The sequence below is a fragment of the Oribacterium sp. FC2011 genome (assembly GCF_000701645.1).
GTDB lineage: Bacteria > Bacillota > Clostridia > Lachnospirales > Lachnospiraceae > Oribacterium.
Map to the genome: position 1 here is coordinate 184,468 of NZ_JNJM01000002.1, position 20,603 is coordinate 205,070.

The following is a 20,603-nucleotide window of genomic DNA, read 5'->3' on the forward strand; positions in this document are numbered from 1 at the left end:
AAAATATGACTCCATAAATGGTATTCTTGAAATGAGTCATTGAACAAAGAGAATCAATATGACTCAAATCAAGTAAATGCAAGAATGAGTCAAGGGTTTCAACCGGAAAATATGACTCCATAAATGATATTCCTGAAATGAGTCATTGAACAAAGAGAATCAATATGACTCAAATCAAGTAAACGCAAGAATAAGTCAATATTCCACATATGTTCTGGCTGAACTGATACATAATAGTAGGTTAGTTAATGGGTGAAGTAGGAATTGAAGTTAAAAATGATGTAATTAATCCTGTTATGGTCTCTGTTTGTGTGGTGACGTACAATCACGGGAAGTATATAGGTGAGTGTTTGGATCACATCCTGGGGCAGGAGAGGGATTTCGAGATTGAGGTTCTGATACATGATGATGCTTCTACGGACAATGCCCAGGAGGTCATCAGGGGGTATCAGGAGAGGTATCCGGATATCATCAAGCCGATACTGAGGACAGAAAATCAGTACAGTAAGGGGATTACCAATATTTCCGGGGCCTTTAACTTTCCGAGGGCTGTGGGAAAATATGTAGCCCTTACGGATGGGGATGATTACTGGTGTGATCCTGAGAAGCTGAAAAAGCAGGTTTCCTATATGGAGGCACATCCGGAGTGTGTATTTACTTTTCATTCCGCTAAGGTTGTTTCCGAAGACGGGGCTCTCGTAAACGGGGAGCTTATGAGACCTTATAAACAATCCCGTGTGGTTAAACCGGAGGAGCTTGTGGATAAAGCAGTGGGTTCACCCTTTGCAAGCTTCCTGTTAAGGCGGGAAATCGTTGAAAAACTGCCGGATTACTATGTGGATTGCCCTGTTGGCGACAGACCGTTGGAACTTATGGCGGCGGTAGCCGGGGACAGCTACTATTTCGATGAGCCCATGAGCGTTTACCGTTTCGCCATAGGGGGCTCCTGGACGGAGAGCCAGATGACCGGCGACTACATTAGAAAACAGGAAAAGTTCGCGGAGGATTTATGGAAGATGTATCGGCGCTTCGATGAAGTGACCGGTGGCAGGTTCCATGAGGCGGCCATGAGGGCAGGAGGAAGAAATGAGTTCCTCACCAAGGTCAATGTCAGGGACTTTAAGACGATCTTTAAACCTGAGAACAGAGAGTTTTTCAATGAACTGAATCTCCGGGACAGATTTTTTATAGGATTTGAATATCGCATGCCGAAGCTTTACAATTGGCTGCGAAACAGGAAAAATGGCAGATAATAATTTGAAAAGCAAGGTGATAAGCGGGCTTTTCTGGAAGGTGCTGGAGCAGTGCGGTTCCCAGGGAGTGCAGTTTGTGGTTGCACTCATACTGGCGAGACTCATGACTCCCACGGAGTACGGAACCATCAGTCTTATCACCATATTTATAACAATAGCAAATACCTTTGTGCAGTCCGGCTTTGCAACGGCTCTTGTGCAGGGTAAGGATATAAAGGAAGAGGATTACAGTTCGGTTTTCTGGATCAGTATGCTGCTGGCACTGGGATGCTACCTGGTGCTTTTTGCGGGAGCACCCTGGATTTCCGCCTATTACGGGATTCCGGTGCTGAGAGAGCTTGTAAGAGTCATGGGAATCGTTCTTTTCCCGGGAGCCATCGTGTCTATACAGACAGCCTTCGTGGCGAGAAATCTCAGGTTCAGGCAGCTTTTTCAGTCAACCATGATCGCGGTGCTTATATCCGGAGCGGTGTCCATCGCCCTCGCCATGCAGGGCTTCGGAGTCTGGGCCATGGCTGCCCAGCAGATATCCTACTACTTCTCACTTATGATAGTGATGCTCTTCACCGTAAGGTGGTACCCTCACTTTCTGTTCCGCACAGGACGTCTCAGGCAGCTATTTTCCTTTGGCTGGAAGATACTTGCCTCAGGCCTTATCGATGCGGTGTGGCAGAATATTTACGGCCTTATCATTGGCAAAAAGTACTCAAGTGCCGACCTCGGAGCCTATAACAGAGGTGAGCAGTTCCCAAAGATCATCGCAACGAATCTTTCCACAGCTATTCAGTCGGTAATGCTTCCGGCTTACAGTAAACAGCAGGATGATCCTGAAATGCTCCGGCGTATGGCCAGCAGATCCATAAGGCTCAGCGCCTTCGTGATCTTCCCAATGATGGCTGGACTTGCAGCGGTTTCGAGACCACTTGTAGAGATTCTCCTTACAGAGAAATGGCTGGTGGCGGCGCCGTATCTTGTGCTGCTGGCTGTGAGCTACGCGGTCTATCCCATTCACATCATCAACCTTCAGGTCATGAATGCCATGGGAAGGTCCGATCTTTTCCTGAAACTTGAGCTAATAAAAAAGACTCTCGGCATTGTAATACTGCTTTTGAGTCTTCCTTTCGGTATATGGCCAATGCTTATACTTAAAGTCATTGACGAGTATCTTTGTACCGTCATCAATGCATGGCCGAACGGTAAGCTTATAGGTTACGGGCCCCTGAGGCAGTGGATCGAGGTATTGCCCTCCCTGGTGGTTTCAGTGCTTATGGGTGCGGCCGCCTGGAGCGTGGAGCTTCTCCGGTTTGCTCCGGTCCCGACATTGATCCTACAGATGGTGACGGGAGTTATCGTATATCTTTTGGCTTCTTATATTTTTAGCCGCGAGCCTTTGGACTATATCGTCTCATTAGTCTCGAAGCGTACTCAAAAGTAGCGGCAATAAGTCTTAATTCCAGAGTGAGGTATCGCATGGGCGGTACCTCATTTATTTTTGCCCTTTTGAGAGTTTTGAACTTGCTGAAGGCTTCGAAGATGCCCTCCATGTAGGACTTTAAGAAGTCTTTTTTTGTGAAGAACAGTATCTTTATCAGGTAACCTGCAAGGATAGGCAAAATGTTAAGTATCACCATAAACAGGGGCAGGTTCTTATAGAGAAGATAAAGTGAGTTTCTGGCGCTCAGACGAACTTTAAAGTCATTGTACTTTGAGCCGCTGGTTCCGGAACCAACGTGATGAACCAGTGCTTCGGGACAGTATAGAACCTTGAAACCATAAAGCTGTGCCCTGTAGCAAAGGTCAATATCTTCGAGATAGGCAAAATGGTTCTCATCGAAAAGCCCCACCTTTTCAAAATGCTCGGTTCTGTACATTGCAGCACCTGCGCAGGCGGAGAAAACTTCTGACTCGGTATTCCATCTTGGAAGAGAGGAAGGCTCGTCTAAACCTCTCTGGAACTGCCAGCCAAGAACCGTCATCTGATCTCCGGCGTCATCCATGATGGAAGGGTCATGCATTTTAACCATCTTGCTGGAGATAGCAAAGACTTTCTTTTTACTGTCCTTATCCATGCGGTTTTCCAGGACCTCCACGAAATCAGGAGCTGCCTTGGTATCGTTATTTAAAAGCAAAGTGAACTCGATTTTATGCTCCATGGCATAGCGGATGCCCTGATTAACGGCACCGGAGAAACCGAGGTTATCTTTGTTAAGTATTAGTTTTCGATGAACCTTATCCTTTTCCTGCCAATGTTTAAGCCACTCTGTATCTTCTTCACCCGAGCCGTTATCGATCACGAGAGTTACGAAATGATCCACGGTCTGGGCATCGATGGCATTCATGCAGTCATCGAGAAAACGTAAACCGTTATAGTTTGGGATAACGATGACGGTTCGGAAACCATCGGGGGTTTTGGTTTTTATATTGTTGTTAATTGTATCTTTAGACATTATTTTTTATACCTTAAAACAGTAGATATTAGCTTAGTGAGTTGTCTGAATATAAATATAAGTATAGAGCAAAAGGCGAAAACAAATAAAGAGTAAATCAGGCTGTAAAGCATAAGTCCAAGGGAGGTCTCTCCGAAGAAGGCTTTAAACGCTGCCTCAAGTCCCGTTGCTCTAAAATGATTTGTAAATACGTAGTGTATCAGATAAATATAAAATGTATAGCCTCCAAGGGTGGAAATGAGCATACCCACGGCAGAGTAAGGTACTGCTATGCTGCCTGACGATTGCTTTGTCTGATCTTTAAAGCTGCCATTGTCAGTGTTTGCTGAGCTTACAGATGAAAATCCGCTTTTGTATTGAAGCTTTAATGGAAGCAAAAGTACAAATCCTGCAAGGCTTACTGTCTGAAGGGCACAGATCAGTCCGCTCCAGCTTGTGAAATAGTAATCCATATTCAATTCATCTACCGATCTTCCGATCATAAGTCCCTGCATATAAACATGCTTCTGAAGGAAGAAAAGCACTGTTGAAAGGATTATGAACATAAACAAAAACAGTAAGGGTAAGCGTTTGCTCCTGGTAAGAGATTGTTCAGTGGCTCGCACCTTCTTTATCCATGAGTAAAAAAGGTATCCTGCGATGGTGTACAGTGCCGGTTTTCCCATGGCTTCTGGAATGTATATCCCGAAAGGCAGAACCACCAGGGCACTGAGATTCACAAGCGTGTAGTGAAAAACTCCGATCAGAAGCATTAGTTTTAAAGCAGTATTTTCATCGTGTTTTACAAGAGTTAGTATCACAGGCATCCAAAACATGATGGAGGCATAGCTGAAGATATACCATAAGTGATCTGCATAAATGCCGAAACGCACAGTATCAAAAGCAAGGAACCCCTGAAGCATATCGGAAAGAATAGCCAAAGGCTGTGAGTTAAGAACACTTTGTAAAAGTCCCATCCCCGGAGTATCGATCCAGGGGCGAACGAGTCCGAGGCAGAATACAAAGATTGCTGTCGGCAGGATAACACCTTTTAGAAAACGTAATATTATATGTGAAAGAGTCTGTTTTTTGCTGATGAAAAAACCGCTTATGAGAAAAAAGGCGGCCACTGCCGGACCATTCATGACATTTATAAAAACTACGGCATCCCTGAGAGTCGTTCCCGAAAATGGAAAAGGTCTTACATGTATCATGATGACCATGAGGCAGGCGATGATACGCAGGAGCTCGACATTAAGATCTCGGGAACTGTGCCGTATGCCATGATTGCTATTTGGATTTGATTCTGACATTCTATTTATCCTTTGTATGTATTTCTGATTTACGATTCAAGATTATATCATGACAGAGTAGGAGTATACAAATGACTGTAAATATATGTGCCAAAAATGAACTTGTCACAGCTGGGGCTTCATGATACACTACCATTCTGGGATGTCACCTTTAGCAATTATGTGCGGTGGACGGTAGGCCTTTCGATTTGTTCGGAGGTCGAATATTCTAATGTGATAATGACACCTCCAAACGGTAACTATAGTGCGGGACTTGTTCCTAGCTTTCACCGGAAAGGAGGTAAATGCAGATGTTGACGATAGAGGGATTAATCGCAGTGATTAGCCTTGCGCTGACCGCGTTCGGTCTTGGATACGCCATCGGACGCAATAGCAAAAACACACGAGAATAGCCGCCCCGGTCGGTCAAACTTAGGCGGCTACTCTTGTAGTTAATTCTTAAGGAAGCCTGCCGTTACCGGTGGCATCCTTTTTATTTCTTTTTACATTCTCATCTTACCATCAGCATAGAAATCTGTCAAACAACCATCAGTCAGATGAAAATACAGTCTCAAATTATACACACATTATTTAGGCTTTTCGTATCTTAATTTGTCTAAATATCATCTTGTTTTGATGTTTGCAGTGGACTATGCTTTCTCTGTTATTATTCTGAGACCTGTCATCACAGATCTGTATACAAACATTATCAAAAGAAGGTGTATTTAAAATGAAATATGTAAAAGAGGTGGCATGGATCATGGCTTTCACCTTTATCGGGGAGGCTCTGAACAAATTGCTGCCATTACCGATTCCTGCGGGAGTTTACGGGCTTGTCCTGCTTCTCACCGGGCTCATTACAGGAATAGTAAAGCTCGAGGATGTTGAAACAACCGGAGGATTTCTTCTGGATACTATGACGCTAATGTTTATTCCCGCAGCAGTGGGCATCATGAGCGTGACGGACATTCTCATTCCTGTACTCGTGCCCTATCTTGTGATCATAATAGCCTCAACCGTTATCGTAATGACTGTTACAGGCATCGCTGCATCATTGATCCTCAGGCGGTCTGAAAAAAAGGAATATAAGGAGGCTTCGGAATGAAAGAAACACTGATAAGTGCCGTAGCAGGCTCCGACTATTTCGGACTATTTCTCAGCATCGGCCTTTTCATCATTGCCCTGAAACTTAAAGCCAGGTTTAAATTTGCCATCCTGAACCCTTTGCTGGTCTCTACGGTACTTTGCATAATTGTTCTTGCGGTTCTGGACATTCCCTACGAAACCTACCGCGACAGCGCAAAGATGCTCAGTTACCTTCTGACTCCGGCTACGGTATGTCTTGCGGTTCCAATGTATAAGCAGCTAAAGCTTCTCAAGGATAATCTGGCTGCTGTGGCCATCGGAATCACGACCGGAACCTGCTGCTCCATCCTGAGTATTTTGCTCATGGGAAAGCTTTTTGGTCTTACAGGTGACCACATAGCAACATTACTTCCCAAGTCCATCACAACCGCCATAGGCATGGGCGTATCGGAGGAAGCCGGCGGCATTGTGACCCTTACGGTTGCGGCAATCATTATAACCGGTATTCTCGGAAACATGATAGCCGAGACTATATTCAAGATTTTTCGTATCGAACATCCGGTGGCAAAAGGCCTGGCTCTCGGAACCTCAGCCCATGCGGTAGGAACCGCAAAGGCACTTGAACTTGGAGAGGTTGAAGGGGCCATGAGCTCACTAAGCATCTGCGTAGCCGGAATACTTACGGTTATTCTTGTTCCATTGGTAAGCGGGACATTTCTATGATGAAATTAGCGATATCACAGTGAATTTGTTTTACCAATACGACTTCAGGCAAGAATTGCGTAATGATTTTGGACTAGGCTAGCGTTTACTAAGATTTTAATTTCTAGTATACTGATACTAGAATGTATTGGTAATTCAAAATAATAAAGGAGGGCTGGTTTCTATGGTATATGCTGAACTAATAGAAGAGGCTAAGGATTTATCTGAAAGCAATATGTCTGAAGTTATCGATTTCATCAAGTTTCTCAAATCCAGACAAGAACAGCCTGTCCATGAAAGGAAATCAAATACATTAAAAGGAAAACTAAAATATATGGCAGATGATTTTGATGAGACGCCGAATTGTTTTAAGGAGTATATGTGATGATACTACTCGACACACATGCTATGATCTGGTTTATGTTTGATGATTCCAAACTAAGCGAACGTGCCATGAATAGCATAAAGTCTTCAGACAAAGTTTTTGTGAGTATAGCATCCTTATGGGAGATAGCAATTAAGCAGTCTATAGGAAAGCTGGATATAGACATTAGTGCACATGAACTGGCAGAAAAATGTGAGGATGTTGATATAGCTATTCTTCCGATTAAACCTGGGCACTTGGACAAGGTTAAAGATCTTCCTTTTTTGCATAATGACCCTTTTGATAGATTGATAATGGCACAAGCTGTCACGGAAGGCATGGCTCTTGTTACAAAAGACGAGAAGATTGCTCAGTATGATATTAATAAGATTTGGTAAAAATATTGATTATTTGTTCGTGAGTAGAAAGCAGTTGTGGGAAAACCCGCAGCTGCTTTTTTGCGTTAAAAAAACAAGCGGTAATGTGGCTTAGACTTTGATAAGTCACACAAAATCCTGTTGTCAAGAGGTTTAATATTTATTAAAAATCTCTAAATTTTTGAAAATGCCAATTATATATATATATATATATCAGTCGATGAGAGATAAATCAGATAAAACGTGTCTTTTTGGCCGGTGAATAAGGAAATCCCGGCTGGAGAAAGGAGAACTTAAGTGAAAAGAAGGAACTTATGTAACACAAAGAAACTTATGGCGGTGATTCTTGCGGCATCTATGGTGATTAGCTCAGGGGTTACGACATTTGCATACAAGGAAGATGATAATGTCTCAATAAACATAGGCGCTGAAAAGATTAGTGACAGTGACGGTAAAGTGGAGAAGGAACTATCAGGAAATGTTAGTGACGCCATAGATGTATATAGCTATGATAATGATGATGGCGAAGATAAGAGTACAGAAGCTTCGTTAAAAGTTGCTGGAGATGTAATTGTTGAAGATGATTATCACGGCGTGCAAGCTTACTCGAATTCAAGTTCTAGTAGTGGAACAAGTGCTACAGCTGAAGTAACAATAACAGGCGTCGTTGATGTAGAGAGTGACGGTTATGTAACAGGTGTTTTGGCAGGGGCAGCAGCTCATGGAAGCGATTCAGATGCTTCTGTCAACGTCCATGTTGGTGGAGTATCATCTTCCGAAACTAGCGAAGCAGGTGGTTCGTCAACTGGTATTGTAATTAATGCTTGGGCTTCTGATTCTAATTCGACAAGCTCTGTTGATGTAAAAGTTGATAATGATGTTGAGGCCACTTCAACTAATGGTAAGGCATATGGAGTGAAAATAAATGAGGTTGGGGGTAATTCGGAAATAGATGTAAATGTTGGCGGAAGTGTAAAACAGGAAGGTGAAGGTTCGGCAATATATATGCCGGATAGTGCCGATGATGGTAGTGTAGACATCACTATTATGGAGAATGTGACTGCCTCCGATACAGCTGTGAATATAACTCATGGATTTGGTTCAGAGTCTGAGGATGAAGTGCCTAGTGTGAACCTTACAGTTGAAGGTGAAATTTCAGGTGAAGAACACAATATAGTTCTAAATGAGAAGGCTTCTCTTGATGACGTAAACATCACCACTGTATGGAAGGTTGATACTTCAGATGATAAGCCTGTCGTAGAAGCAATCACAGGATATGATGAGAATACTAAAAAGCCTACTTATGGTACAAATGATGTCACCAAGAAGGCTGAACAGAGCATCAACTACATCATCAGCGTACAGTCAGACGTTTCAATCGCTTCAGGTACAAGAGAAGTTAATGGATATGACACAGCTCATCAGGATGAAACAGTTACCTTTGCAGTAACAGTTCCTTCCGGTTATGAAATTGAGAATTTCTTCAACGTAAGCCCCGGACATATCATTAGCCTTAACAAGGGCTCTGCTGACGGAACCTACCTCCTTACTGTTCCAAGAGGCGGTGGTGTTGATATCGGTGTAACCCTGAAGAAGATTCAGAATGATGTTCAGGCCACTACAAGCAATCAGAGCAGTGCACAGATTCAGGTTGCTTCAACCAGCATTGACAACAGTAAGAAGCATGAGTCAGATGAGACAACCGGCACAACCGGCGTACAAAACTGGTCAGTTGGTAATTATTCTGATGCTAATGCAGCCGCAACCATGCAGGCAATACAGGGACTTCAGGTGCATGCTTTGAATCTCGGCGGAGCAGATATGGTTCAGAATGTAGCTGATGTTCTTACACCGGTAGATACCATAACAGCTCTCAACAATTTCTCGGCAAACAATGTAAGTACTATGGGAACCAATAACATAATGGGTGCCGGAGTGGTAGACTTCAAGAGCATGTTCCTTACAGCTGCTACTGATACAGTTGATGTTCCTGTTGCAGCAAGTGTAGCAGAAGGTCAGTCTTACACTGTTATGTTCAGTGATGGAACAAGCGTAGTGGTTCAGTGTTTAGCTAACGGTGTGCTTAACATTCCATTCAATAAGAATGCAGAAGGACTCACTTACATTATTTACGGACTTCAGATGGATCCTTCAATGTTCCTGGGAATGCCTGCGACTAGCGAATGGACATATTGATAGATACTGAATAATGGTATCAGGAAATTATTGCAAGACGATTTAAGGCAAGATGATATGTTCAGAGCATTCTGAATATCAATATACCTTCTTTTCAAAACCGGAGCCTCTGTCTCAATTATGGGACAGAGGTCCTGTTTTTTTATTCAGCATAATTGATGTAGGGGGAATCGCTATGCGTTTACTATAATTATGGTATTTAGTATACTGTTATCAAGACGAGTGTTTGAATCATAAAGGAGCGCTGGACCATGGGAGAATTTATCAGAAAACTGCCTGTAGGTATACAGGGATTTGAGAAACTAAGGACTGATAATTTCCTTTATGTTGACAAGACAGAATATATCTACAGACTGGCTCATAATAATGTTCCTTATTTTTTGTCGAGACCCAGGAGATTCGGAAAGAGCCTTTTGCTATCTGCCATGAAGGCATATTGGGAGGGGAAGAAGGAATTATTTAAGGGACTTGAAATAGAAGAGCTGGAGAAGGATAATGCAGAGGCCTGGAAAAGATATCCCGTATTTTATCTGGACTTTAATGGTGACAACTATTTACAGACCCCTATTGAGACAGTTCTTGATGGAATGCTTTCGGATTGGGAAGCAATTTATGGTGAACAATATAAAGACCGAACCTTGGGGGATCGTTTCCAAAAAGTCATGGAACTGGCTGCTGAAAAGACCGGGTTGAGAAGCGTAGTTCTGATCGATGAATATGATAAGCCGTTATTGGACACGATAAATAATCCGGAATTGCAGAATCATATCAAAGAGGTGTTCAAAGGCTTCTTCAGCAGATTGAAGAAAGCCGATGAATCAATTCAGTTTATCTTTATTACCGGCGTTACTAAATTCCATAAGGTCAGCATTTTCAGTGACCTTAATCAACTCAAAGATATTTCCATGGACAAAGAATATGCTGCGTTATGTGGAATTACTGATAGTGAGATAACGAACTTTTTCGACCGGGAATTACAAATGTTGGCGGATTGTCATGGCCTAAGTATTGATGAGTGTCTGGATGCTATCAAAAAACAATATGATGGTTATCGGTTTTATCCATTCTCTGAGGGTGTTTATAATCCCTTTAGTCTGTTGAATGCATTTTTCTCAAAAGAGTTTGGTTCTTACTGGTTTGAAACAGGGACACCGACATTTCTTTTAAGTAAAATAAAGGAAAGCAGATTTGATGTCCGGAAGTTTACAAACAGAACAATTTATGCAGACGAAGCGACCCTGAAGGATTATACGGGAGATACATTGGATCTTATTCCTCTTCTCTATCAGACGGGATATCTTACAATAGCTGATTATGATAAAAGGCGCAGAAGATATACATTATGCTTCCCGAATGATGAAGTGAAATATGGCTTTGTCGATAGCCTTTTGAAATATTATGTGCCAAAAGCAACATCCGGAAACGGTCTTGATATCTTTACTTTAGATGAATACATAGAAAGCGGACAATTGGATAAAATCAGGGATGTGCTGTCGGGATTGTTTGCCAGCATCACCTATACACGAGAAGATGATCCTTTTGAGCATTATTTTCAGTCAGTAGTCTATCTGCTTGTCATATTGCTTGGGAAGTATGTTGACTGCGAGAGACAGATTTATGATGGACGCATTGATCTATGTATTCAGACAGAGGACTACATTTACTTGTTTGAATTCAAGAGGGATGATACGGCAGAGTCTGCACTTGCACAAATAGATACCAAGGAGTATGCATTGCCGTATATTGCTGACGGAAGAAAGCTCTACAAGATTGGTGTTTCGTTTGATTCACAGTCAAGGAAGCTCGTAGGATGGAAGGTGGCAGAAGCTAGTGATGATCCCGTAGAATAAAGGCCAAGGGAAATGATTTGAAGCAAAAAAAGAGGTTTGCCGCATTCATGCGACAAACCTCTTTTAAATTAATTGAAACTTTTATTTTACTGTGGCTCTCCGCCTGTCTCACTGGCAGCGGCAGCGGCAGCAGCTTCAGCAGCAGCCTTGGCAGCAGCGTCCTGAGCAGCTGTTACTAAAGGATCTGTAGGATCGAAGGTCTGGTTTCTCGGGATAGCCTGCTGGATAGCATCCTTCTCGATAGGACCCTTGTCCCACTTGTCATTGTAAACTGTAACGGTTGTGCCGTTTGGACAGTTGTTGTATATCCAAGCACAGTCTACAGCACGGAGACGGATACATCCGCCGGACATTGAGTCATCCATGTAGTTGTAGTAGATGGCATCCATTGTGTTGTAGTCAGGTCTTGAGTAAAGCAGTGAGTGAAGCAGGTAGTGACCCTTGAATCTTGAAAGGAACTGGCAATAGCAGTCTGTGTGCATGAAGTGCCATCTGTACTTCTCATAGATGCTGAAGGAACCGATAGGAGTATCATCACCAACTGTTACCATGAGTGTCTTGTAAGGAATTGTGAAGTTTCCTGTAGAATCCTGTGCAAGAACGTACATGGTTCTGGTTGCCTTGTTGATTCTCAATGCATAAGCTCCCGGTGCACCCATAACTTCTGAAAGATCCTTAAGAGCTACACCGTTCTCATCAAAGTAAATGTTGTAGCCGTTGACCACATTCCATCCTGTTACCGCAACACCATCGTTGAAGTAGTACTGGTTGGAATCACTGTCAAAGCCCCATCCTGTATAGGAACGACCATCAGCTGTTACATAAATAGTGCCTGATGAGGTATGGTAAACACCTTCGTTAGAGGCATTAGTCATAGGCTTCTCTGTTGAATCAAAGAACTGAACGCCCTTCTTCCAAAGAGCAAGCTTGATACCTACGATATAGCGGTCATCACCGATGGAACCTACTGCCTGACCTTCCTTAGCCCAGTCAGTAACAGTACCGTCATTAAGAAGTGCTCTGTAGTAAAGATCACCGAGGTTGTGTGTATAACCCTTTACACGGATCTGCATTGCGGAAATGATACCCTGGTTAGGTGTAGCCTCCTTTGAGGTTGCCCATGGGCCCCAGCCTGTGCCATTGGAGTAGGTTCTGTAGTACCATCTTCCTACATTTGCATGCTCAAGCATGAAGCTTGTGAAACCGATTGAAGAATATGCGAAGGAATCATTCTTGGAAGTGGTTCCCCAGTCGAGGCGCTTTCCTGATCCGTCATAGATGAAGTAGGAACCCATCGGTACAAGGTTCAGAACAGGATCTGCCTCCATGTTTCCTTCGTTAGGGGTTGTCATGTATTTGTAACGGATGCCTTCAACATCTGTAGGATCTACAACAGGAAGTGTTTTTGAGCTTGAGCTTGCTCCACTATTATCGGCAAATGATCCTGTTGACTGAGTTGTTGTGGCTGCAGGAAGTGTATTTCCTGTAACTGTTTCGGTATTATCAGGTGTTCCGGTACTTTCAGTGGTTGTCTGCGGATCCGCAGAAATAACTGCGTTATCACCTGTGGGCCCTTCAACTGCACCCGGTGTAATGCTTCCTGCAGAAGAGTCCTGAACAATTACTCCTGTCTGACTCTGGTCTATAACCTGGTCTGAGGTTACAGCAGGATCTGATGCTGTGACAGCATTGGTGGTGATTACGGATGAGTTGGTTGTTGTGTCATCTGTAATTTCAAACTGAGGGACGAGATTGTCGCCGGGGGTTGCAGCAAGTACAGACATGGGCTGAACCATCATGGCAGCTGCTGCAAGGATAGCGACAGTACGTTTCATACTAATCATTTTTTATCCTCCAAAAATATGGAAACTATTTCCTTATTAAAAAATGCACGCATACACTTTAACACAAGCTTTTGGAAAGTGCTAGACGGGATTTACTTTTTATAGGGCATATTATAAAATCGTAAAGTATTGGCAACAAACCTTATCTATTTTTTATAAATATTTCGGAAGAAAACTATGATAAGGAAAAAATTTTTGGAGATAAAATGTCAGATATAGAAAAAAATATCATAAATGTAACTAAGGCAAGCCTCCCGCCTCTGGATGAATACACTCAGATGCTGAGGGATATATGGGATTCTGCATGGCTTACCAATATGGGTAAGTATCACGAAGAGCTTAGGGAAGAACTTACGAAGTATCTTAAGGTTGGTTCCCTGCAGCTTTTTGTCAATGGCCACAGCGCCCTTGAGTTCCTGATTCAGGCCATGGAGCTTTCCGGAGAGGTCATTACCACTCCTTTTTCTTTTGCGTCCACAACCCATGCCATCGTGAGAAACGGGCTGAAGCCGGTTTTTTGTGACATTAATTTAAAGGACTATACCATCGATACAGATAAGCTGGAGTCACTTATAACCGAAAAAACCTCTGCCATAGTTCCCGTGCATGTTTACGGTAATGTCTGTGACGTGGAAAAGATACAGGAAATTGCAGACAGGCATCACCTCAAGGTTCTTTATGATGCTGCCCACACATTTGGTGAGGAGTATAAGGGAAAGGGAATCGGTACCTTCGGGGACGCTTCAATGTTTTCCTTCCATGCCACCAAGGTTTTCAATTCTATTGAAGGCGGCGCTGTTACAACAGGAGAAAAGAACGAGAAGCTCATGGCCAAGCTCTATGAGCTTAAAAACTTCGGAATCCTCGGCCAGGAGGAAGTGGCTTCCGTGGGCGGTAACGGCAAGATGAATGAATTCGCTGCCGCCATGGGACTTTGCAATCTCCGCCATGTTTCGGAGTATATCGAAAAACGTAAGACAGTATTTGAGAGATATATGGAGAATCTCAGCGGCGTTCCCGGAATCATACTGCCTGAGGAAAATCCGGACCTTAAGCCGAATTATGCCTATATGCCGGTGCGTTTCCACGAGTTCGGAAAATCCAGAGATGAGGTCTGGGCAGCACTTAAGGGCGGTAATGTTAACGCCCGTAAGTATTTCTATCCATGCATCAATGCCTATGGCTGCTACAGGGATCAGTATGATGTTAATGATACTCCCCGGGCGCTTCTCGCATCTCTTGAGATACTTACACTTCCGATCTATCCGGATCTGAGCCTTGAGGATGTGGACCGTATCTGCATGATGATACTTAACTGAGGAGAACAAAATGACAGAACAAAGAACAGCGCTGGTCACAGCCATCGGCTCCTTTTCCGCGGACGCGGTTATAAGAAGTCTTCATGAGATGGGCTATAAGGTAGTGGGCAGCGACATATATGATAAAGAGTGGGTTGCAGCCTCCCTTGATGTGGACGTGTTTTACAAAGCGCCCTACGCAAGTGATGAAGAAGCCTACATTTCCTTTATAAAAAAGGTATGTGAAGAGGAGCATGTGGACCGCATCCTTCCACTCATCGATGTGGAGATTGACGTACTTAACCGCCACAGAGAAGAACTGGAAAACGAAAAGGTAACCATCTGCATGTCTTCGAAAGAGGCAATCGAGGTACTGAGAGACAAGTATCTCATGAGCCGTCTGGTTGAAGGTGTTCTTAATGAGATAGAGGAGCCTGAGGTAAAGGGTGCTGTCAGGATCATTCCTACAAAGCTTGCTGAGGAAGTGGATTTTGAGCAGGTTACTTATCCACTTATCCTTAAGCCTGTGGACGGAAGAAGCTCAGGCGGACTTTACCGAATCTACCATGAGGATCAGCTGGGCTTTGCATTTTCAAACATCATCGATCCCGAAAAGCTGAATGATACAAATCTTACCAGATACATCGTTCAGCCTATGATAAAGGGTAATGTTATCACCGTGGACATCCTTCGCGATACCAAAGGAAACTGCAGGGCGGTACCGAGAGAAGAGCTTCTCCGTACGGCAAACGGTGCGGGACTCAGCGTAAGGATAATGGAGGATGAGGTTCTTCAGGATGTATGCTGCAGGATAGCTGAGCGCGCCGGTATCACGGGCTGCGTTAACTTCGAGTTTATCCGCGGTGAGGGCTCAGGAGTTTATTATTTTGTTGAATGTAATCCCCGATTCTCCGGAGGCGTAGCCTTTACGGAGCTTTCAGGCGTTCCCATGATAAAGAATCATATGCGCATTTTTGACGGTCAGAAGATGGAAGAACTGCCTAAGCAAAAATGCGGCTTTATGACCAGAAAATATATGGAAATAAAGATGTAGTGTGAAAAATATATTCCATCACTATTTGTGCCGCAGCTTGAAGGCAGAATGGAGATTAATGTGAAAAATACTTTTCAATGCTATATGTGCTGCAGGTCAATTGCGGCGGAATGGAGATCTGTATGGCGGAAGCATTAAAGGAAAATTCAAATAGAGAAAAAGTGCTTTTGGTCATACCTGCCTATAATGAGGCGGAGAATCTTCCGAAGGTTGTGGCAGACATCAAGGCGCAAAAGTTCCCCATGGATTACATCATCATTTCCGACGGTTCAACCGACGGTACTGTGGAGCTTTGCGAACGGGAGCATTATAACTATATATCCCTTCCGGCCAATCTCGGACTTGCGGGCTGCTTCCAGACAGGTATGAAATATGCCTACAGGAAGGGCTACAGCTACGCCGTTCAGTTTGACGGAGACGGGCAGCATCGTGCCGAAGATATAGAAACACTGTATGAGAAGATGAAAGAAGGGGATTATGACATTGTCCAGGGTTCCCGCTTTCTGGAAAAGAAAAAGGGCGGCTCCATGCGTGAGATAGGCTCGAGACTCATTTCAGTGGCTATCAAGATCACCACCGGAAAGACCATAACCGATCCCACCTGCGGATTAAGGATGTACAGCGGACGCGTTATCGACAGCTTTGCCAACAGGCTGAATTACGGGCCGGAACCGGATACCATTTCATTTTTGATCAAAAAGGGTGCAAAGGTTACCGAAGCTCCCGTGACTATAGATGACAGGCTTGCAGGGGAATCATATCTGAAGCCTGTGAACGCAATGAAATATATGGCAAGGATGCTCATATCCATACTGGTCATACAGAGCAGCAGGTAAGATTCATGAAAAATATCATTATTGAATCCAACAGAGATTTTATATGGAATGCGTTAGGAAGTCTTATCTATGCAATGGCTTCCATAGTTCTCGCCTTTGCGGTGATACGTATTGCAGGACCTTCAGAGGGAGGAATATTCGGTTTCGGCTTCTCAACCCTTGGGCAGCAGATGTTCATCATTTCCTACTTCGGCATCAGACCGTTTCATATAACGGATATGAAAAGACAGTTCAGCTTCTCGGATTATCTTCTTACCAGGCGGATCACATCGCTGCTGGCTTTTTTGGGAAGCCTTTTGTTCGTCGGCATACAGATGATGGAAGGAAATTATGATATCCATAAGTCGATGATCCTTGTTTTGCTATCCGTATATAAAATCATAGACGGTTATGCTGATGTTTATGAGTCAGAGCTTCAGCGACAGGATAAGCTGTACCGTACCGGACAGTCCCTTGCGTTCAGAACAAGTCTTTCGGTTCTGACATTGCTTCTTGTGCTGCTTGTGTCCGGAAATCTTCTGATTGCGGTTGCAGCAGCAGATGTGATGCAGATTATGGGAACAAAACTTTTTGCCGTGAGAGTTCTCGGAAAGGGACTCGCTCCATCAGAGCGTGAATTCAAAAAATCCTACGAGCTTATATCCTCAACAGCTCTTTTGTTCCTCAGCGTTTTTGTGGACTTTTACATTTTCTCGGCCTCGAAGTATGCCATTGACGCCGAGCTTTCAGATGCGGCTTCCGGGTACTTTAACGTACTTTTCATGCCCACATCATTTATTTATCTCATCGCGAATTTTCTTATCAGGCCAATGCTTACAAAACTGGCAACCTACTACAGCGAGAACAATAGGAAGGCCTTTGACCGGACTTGTATTTACATGGTAAAGGCGGTTGCGGTCCTTAGTATTTTGATTTTGATACTGACCTTTATATTCGGACGTTTCGGGCTCGGAGTATTCGAATTTCTCCTGGGACCTTCCGCTGATGGAAAGCTGGTGTCAGAATTTATGACATTTGCACTTCTCATAGTTGGCGGCTCACTTTATGCCTTTGCCAATGTTATGTACTATATTCTTGTGACCGTCCGGAAACAGCTTCAGATATTTATAGGTTATGTGATGACGGCTGCGGTGGCGATATTAACGGCAGGCCCCATGGTGAGAACCCGGGGAATGTTTGGCGGCGCTCTTAACTATGTTATGCTGATGTCACTCCTTACGGTTATCTTTACACTGTATACAATAGTTTCGGTGAGGAAAATCAATGAAAACAGTTGATGTTATCATCCCGACCTACAAACCGGGATCCAAGTTCATAAGGCAGCAGGAAATGCTCCAAAAACAGACTTATCCTGTGAACCGCGTGATCATAGTTAACACAGAAGAAAAATTCCTGGACCGAAGGCTCCTTCAGGATTATGAGAATGTCTCCGTGACAGATATTTCGGCTAAGGAGTTTGATCATGGCGCCACCAGAAATCTCGGAGTTTCCAAATCCCGGGCGGATTATTTCCTTATGATGACAGATGATGCTGTGCCGAAGGACGAACATATGGTGGAGAATCTTGTGAAGATGATGGAATCATCACAGGATAAGGAAATCGGGGCGGTTTACGGAAGGCAGCTTGCGACGGGAGAGAGCTCAGAGGATGAAAAGTATTCAAGGAGCTTTAATTATCCGGCACAATCTTTCGTAAAAACCATCGAGGATCTGCCGCGGCTTGGCATCAAGACCTATTTTGAGTCCAATGTATGCTGTCTTTACAGAAGGGATATTTTCGACAAGCTTGGTGGATTTATTGACCATACTATCTTTAATGAGGATATGATCTACTGCTGCAGGATGCTTAAAGCAGGTTACGCCAGTGCCTACTGTGCCGAAGCAGCGGTTTTCCATGCACATAATTACACCGGCATGCAGCAGCTGAGAAGAAACTTTGATCTGGGAGTTTCTCAGGCGGATCATCCGGAGGTATTCGGAGGCCTCAAGTCAGAGGGCGAAGGCATTAAACTGGTAAAGGGTAATGCAGCCGCACTTATGAAAAAAGGAAAGCTTTTTTCGGTGGTCAGACTCATTTGGGTTTCCGGTTGCAAGTATATAGGTTTCAGGTTGGGAAGGAACTATAAGAAGCTTTCAAAGAAAACCATATTGAAGCTTACTATGAATAAACACTATTGGGGAAATTGATTTCTAAACAACTATTTTTGAGGAGAAACAGTATTATGATGACACCGCTTTTCAGAGCTGTACTGGTGGTCGCATCTGTCGGAACATTGACAGTGGTCCTTAACAGGATACACAAGGCAAAACTGAATATTGAGGATTCTATATTCTGGATTCTTTTGGTATTCATGTTCGTAGTGTTCGCGGTATTTCCTGTGGTGCCGGATGCCCTGGCAGGACTTCTGGGGATTTACAGCACTGCCAATTTCCTGTTCCTCTTCATGATATTTATCCTGATCATGAGACTTTTTTCCATGAGCATGAGGGTGAGTTCTCTGGAGGACAAGCTCAGGAATCTGGTTCAGGAGCTGGCGCTTAAAGAAAAGAATGAAATGGATGATAAAACATTGAGATCCACAGATGATCGGGGAGTCTCTTCAGTGAAGGCTCATGAAAGACTTGAAGATGTAAAGCCGGCAAAATAAAACGGGACATCAGAACAGGGTGAAGGAAATGACATCAGTTAAGGGCGAGAAACAAAGATATCTTTTATGGGATATATTTAAGGGCTTTGGAATAGTGTTTATCGTTTTCGGTCACACCGGAAAGGTTGGCGGAGCCATAGTATATCTTTTCCATCTGGCTCTGTTCTTTTTTGTAACGGGATATTTTTTTAATGAAGAAAAGTATGGACGTGATCCTTTCAGGTATTTTGGGAAACGTATAAAGGGAACCTGGGGAAGGTACATGCTGTACTGCATTTTCTTTGCAATTACCCACAACTTCTGTGTGGTACACGGTCTAATGACACCCGGTTCAGTGATTTATGACGGACCTGAATTTCTGAGATCCATCATGGGCAGTATGGTGCTTGAAAGACCTGAACTTTATTCGGGCCCCATGTGGTTTGTGCCTCTCTGGCTTTTGGGTTCGGTGCTTTTTGCCGGAGTTATATATCTTTCAAACAAGATTTCCGGTGCTTTTGCGGGATCCTCTGCGGAAGATGGTAAAAATCCGAATAAGGATGCGGAAAAATCAAATGTGACTTCCGCAGCGGATTATAAGTCCGAACACAGAGACGTGAAAAAGCTTGTGAATCTCGCGAGCATTCGTGAAAAAACTGTATCACAGGAATATCAGACCTCTGAAAATATCAGCATAGTGATCATGTCTCTGTTATGTCTTTTCATAGGAATCTATGCAGTGGACAAAGGCATTAACATTCTTTATCATATGGAACTTGCTTTTGTGATAGAGCCGTTTTTTGCTTTCGGATATTTCATGAAGAAATACCTTCCGAACTGGCAGGACAAGCTTGGCTGGCCCATAATGATTCCGGCAGTGGTATTGATCTATTTCATCTTCAATAAATTCATAGATGCGGGGATATGGTTCGATCTTGCAAGCCAGGATATCTTTGGATGCTGGTATTATGTTGGCGGAGTTCTCGGAATACTCTTCACCATTATGCTTTCAAAGCTTGTTGAGAGAGTAGAGGTCAATGATAAGCTTCCGGAAGACAGTAAGCTTAGAGCGTGTCCTTTGTTTACCTTGGGACCGAATCCGGTGGCAGCGCTTCTTGCAGCTGCCGGAAGATACAGTTTTGATATCATGGCGCTCCACATCTTTGTTTTCAAGATGCTGGATATGCTGCTTAGAAAATTCTACTACAGGGATCCGGGTATGGATCTGTCGCAGTATCCTTCGCCTTTATCTCAGCAGTGGTGGGTGCTTTATCTGGTGGTGCCGGTGCTGGTACCGATGCTCGTGGGCATCATGATTGACAGAATAAAGAGCAGGATACGAGGGAAATAGTCCCATAGGACCTTTGAACTAGAAGTGCCTACATATCTCGGATGAAG

The 20,603-nt window shown here is 43.6% G+C and carries 18 protein-coding genes; 15 read left to right on the plus strand and 3 right to left on the minus strand.

Going from position 1 to position 20,603, the window contains the following annotated elements; all coding sequences use genetic code 11:
* Positions 1 to 248 precede the first annotated feature (248 nt).
* Both T357_RS0102225 and T357_RS0102230 read left to right on the plus strand, forming a co-directional pair.
* On the plus strand, positions 249 to 1,253 hold the full coding sequence (locus T357_RS0102225; protein WP_044915886.1) for a glycosyltransferase: 1,005 nt from the start codon (positions 249 to 251) through the stop codon (positions 1,251 to 1,253).
* On the plus strand, positions 1,243 to 2,688 hold the full coding sequence (locus tag T357_RS0102230; RefSeq protein ID WP_031548193.1) for a lipopolysaccharide biosynthesis protein: 1,446 nt from the start codon (positions 1,243 to 1,245) through the stop codon (positions 2,686 to 2,688). The genes T357_RS0102225 and T357_RS0102230 overlap by 11 nt, the downstream gene beginning before the upstream one ends.
* Here T357_RS0102230 and T357_RS0102235 read toward each other — a convergent pair.
* Complete coding sequence (locus T357_RS0102235; RefSeq protein ID WP_044915888.1) at positions 2,630 to 3,700, minus strand: glycosyltransferase family 2 protein; 1,071 nt, start codon at positions 3,698 to 3,700, stop codon at positions 2,630 to 2,632. The genes T357_RS0102230 and T357_RS0102235 overlap by 59 nt on opposite strands.
* On the minus strand, positions 3,700 to 4,992 hold the full coding sequence (locus T357_RS0102240) for an acyltransferase family protein (RefSeq protein ID WP_031548197.1): 1,293 nt from the start codon (positions 4,990 to 4,992) through the stop codon (positions 3,700 to 3,702). Before T357_RS0102240 ends, T357_RS0102235 begins: the two co-directional genes overlap by 1 nt.
* Positions 4,993 to 5,701: 709 nt before the next feature.
* Between T357_RS0102240 and T357_RS0102250 the strand changes: the two genes are divergently transcribed.
* The 6 genes from T357_RS0102250 to T357_RS0102275 all read left to right on the plus strand — a co-directional run bounded on the left by T357_RS0102250 (position 5,702) and on the right by T357_RS0102275 (position 11,546).
* Entirely contained in the window at positions 5,702 to 6,076 is a 375-nt protein-coding gene (locus T357_RS0102250) for a CidA/LrgA family protein (protein ID WP_031548199.1), read from the plus strand.
* On the plus strand, positions 6,073 to 6,780 hold the full coding sequence (locus tag T357_RS0102255) for an LrgB family protein (protein ID WP_031548201.1): 708 nt from the start codon (positions 6,073 to 6,075) through the stop codon (positions 6,778 to 6,780). The genes T357_RS0102250 and T357_RS0102255 overlap by 4 nt, the downstream gene beginning before the upstream one ends.
* Before the next feature lie 163 nt (positions 6,781 to 6,943).
* Positions 6,944 to 7,144, plus strand: coding sequence for a DUF2281 domain-containing protein (locus tag T357_RS0102260; RefSeq protein WP_031548203.1), 201 nt, complete (start codon positions 6,944 to 6,946; stop codon positions 7,142 to 7,144).
* Entirely contained in the window at positions 7,144 to 7,521 is a 378-nt protein-coding gene (locus tag T357_RS0102265) for a type II toxin-antitoxin system VapC family toxin (RefSeq protein ID WP_031548205.1), read from the plus strand. The genes T357_RS0102260 and T357_RS0102265 overlap by 1 nt, the downstream gene beginning before the upstream one ends.
* A 276-nt stretch (positions 7,522 to 7,797) precedes the next feature.
* A complete protein-coding gene (locus T357_RS0102270) occupies positions 7,798 to 9,696 on the plus strand; it encodes an autotransporter outer membrane beta-barrel domain-containing protein (protein ID WP_031548207.1) in 1,899 nt (632 codons plus the stop codon).
* A gap of 251 nt (positions 9,697 to 9,947) precedes the next feature.
* Positions 9,948 to 11,546 carry an ATP-binding protein gene (locus T357_RS0102275; RefSeq protein WP_031548209.1) on the plus strand — a complete coding sequence of 533 codons (1,599 nt, stop codon included), beginning with the start codon at positions 9,948 to 9,950 and terminating at the stop codon, positions 11,544 to 11,546.
* 86 nt (positions 11,547 to 11,632) lie between these two features.
* On the opposite strand, the gene T357_RS0102280 is transcribed toward T357_RS0102275, so the two are convergent.
* Positions 11,633 to 13,390 (minus strand): L,D-transpeptidase, encoded by a 1,758-nt coding sequence (locus tag T357_RS0102280; RefSeq protein WP_242840048.1) that lies wholly within the window; start codon positions 13,388 to 13,390, stop codon positions 11,633 to 11,635.
* Positions 13,391 to 13,596: 206 nt separating this feature from the next.
* Here T357_RS0102280 and T357_RS0102285 point away from each other — a divergent pair, with 206 nt between their 5' ends.
* The 7 genes from T357_RS0102285 to T357_RS0102315 all read left to right on the plus strand — a co-directional run bounded on the left by T357_RS0102285 (position 13,597) and on the right by T357_RS0102315 (position 20,556).
* Entirely contained in the window at positions 13,597 to 14,709 is a 1,113-nt protein-coding gene (locus T357_RS0102285; RefSeq protein ID WP_031548214.1) for a DegT/DnrJ/EryC1/StrS family aminotransferase, read from the plus strand.
* Positions 14,710 to 14,719: 10 nt separating this feature from the next.
* Entirely contained in the window at positions 14,720 to 15,742 is a 1,023-nt protein-coding gene (locus T357_RS0102290) for an ATP-grasp domain-containing protein (protein ID WP_031548216.1), read from the plus strand.
* 122 nt (positions 15,743 to 15,864) lie between these two features.
* Positions 15,865 to 16,578 (plus strand): glycosyltransferase family 2 protein, encoded by a 714-nt coding sequence (locus T357_RS0102295; protein WP_031548218.1) that lies wholly within the window; start codon positions 15,865 to 15,867, stop codon positions 16,576 to 16,578.
* Between the two features lie 5 nt (positions 16,579 to 16,583).
* Complete coding sequence (locus T357_RS0102300) at positions 16,584 to 17,855, plus strand: lipopolysaccharide biosynthesis protein (RefSeq protein ID WP_044915891.1); 1,272 nt, start codon at positions 16,584 to 16,586, stop codon at positions 17,853 to 17,855.
* Positions 17,842 to 18,765: a glycosyltransferase family 2 protein gene (locus tag T357_RS0102305; RefSeq protein ID WP_031548222.1), complete on the plus strand. Its 924-nt coding sequence runs from the start codon at positions 17,842 to 17,844 to the stop codon at positions 18,763 to 18,765. The genes T357_RS0102300 and T357_RS0102305 overlap by 14 nt, the downstream gene beginning before the upstream one ends.
* A gap of 35 nt (positions 18,766 to 18,800) precedes the next feature.
* A complete protein-coding gene (locus tag T357_RS0102310; RefSeq protein WP_044915893.1) occupies positions 18,801 to 19,226 on the plus strand; it encodes a DUF2304 domain-containing protein in 426 nt (141 codons plus the stop codon).
* Between the two features lie 28 nt (positions 19,227 to 19,254).
* Positions 19,255 to 20,556: an acyltransferase family protein gene (locus tag T357_RS0102315; RefSeq protein ID WP_031548226.1), complete on the plus strand. Its 1,302-nt coding sequence runs from the start codon at positions 19,255 to 19,257 to the stop codon at positions 20,554 to 20,556.
* Positions 20,557 to 20,603: the final 47 nt, after the last annotated feature.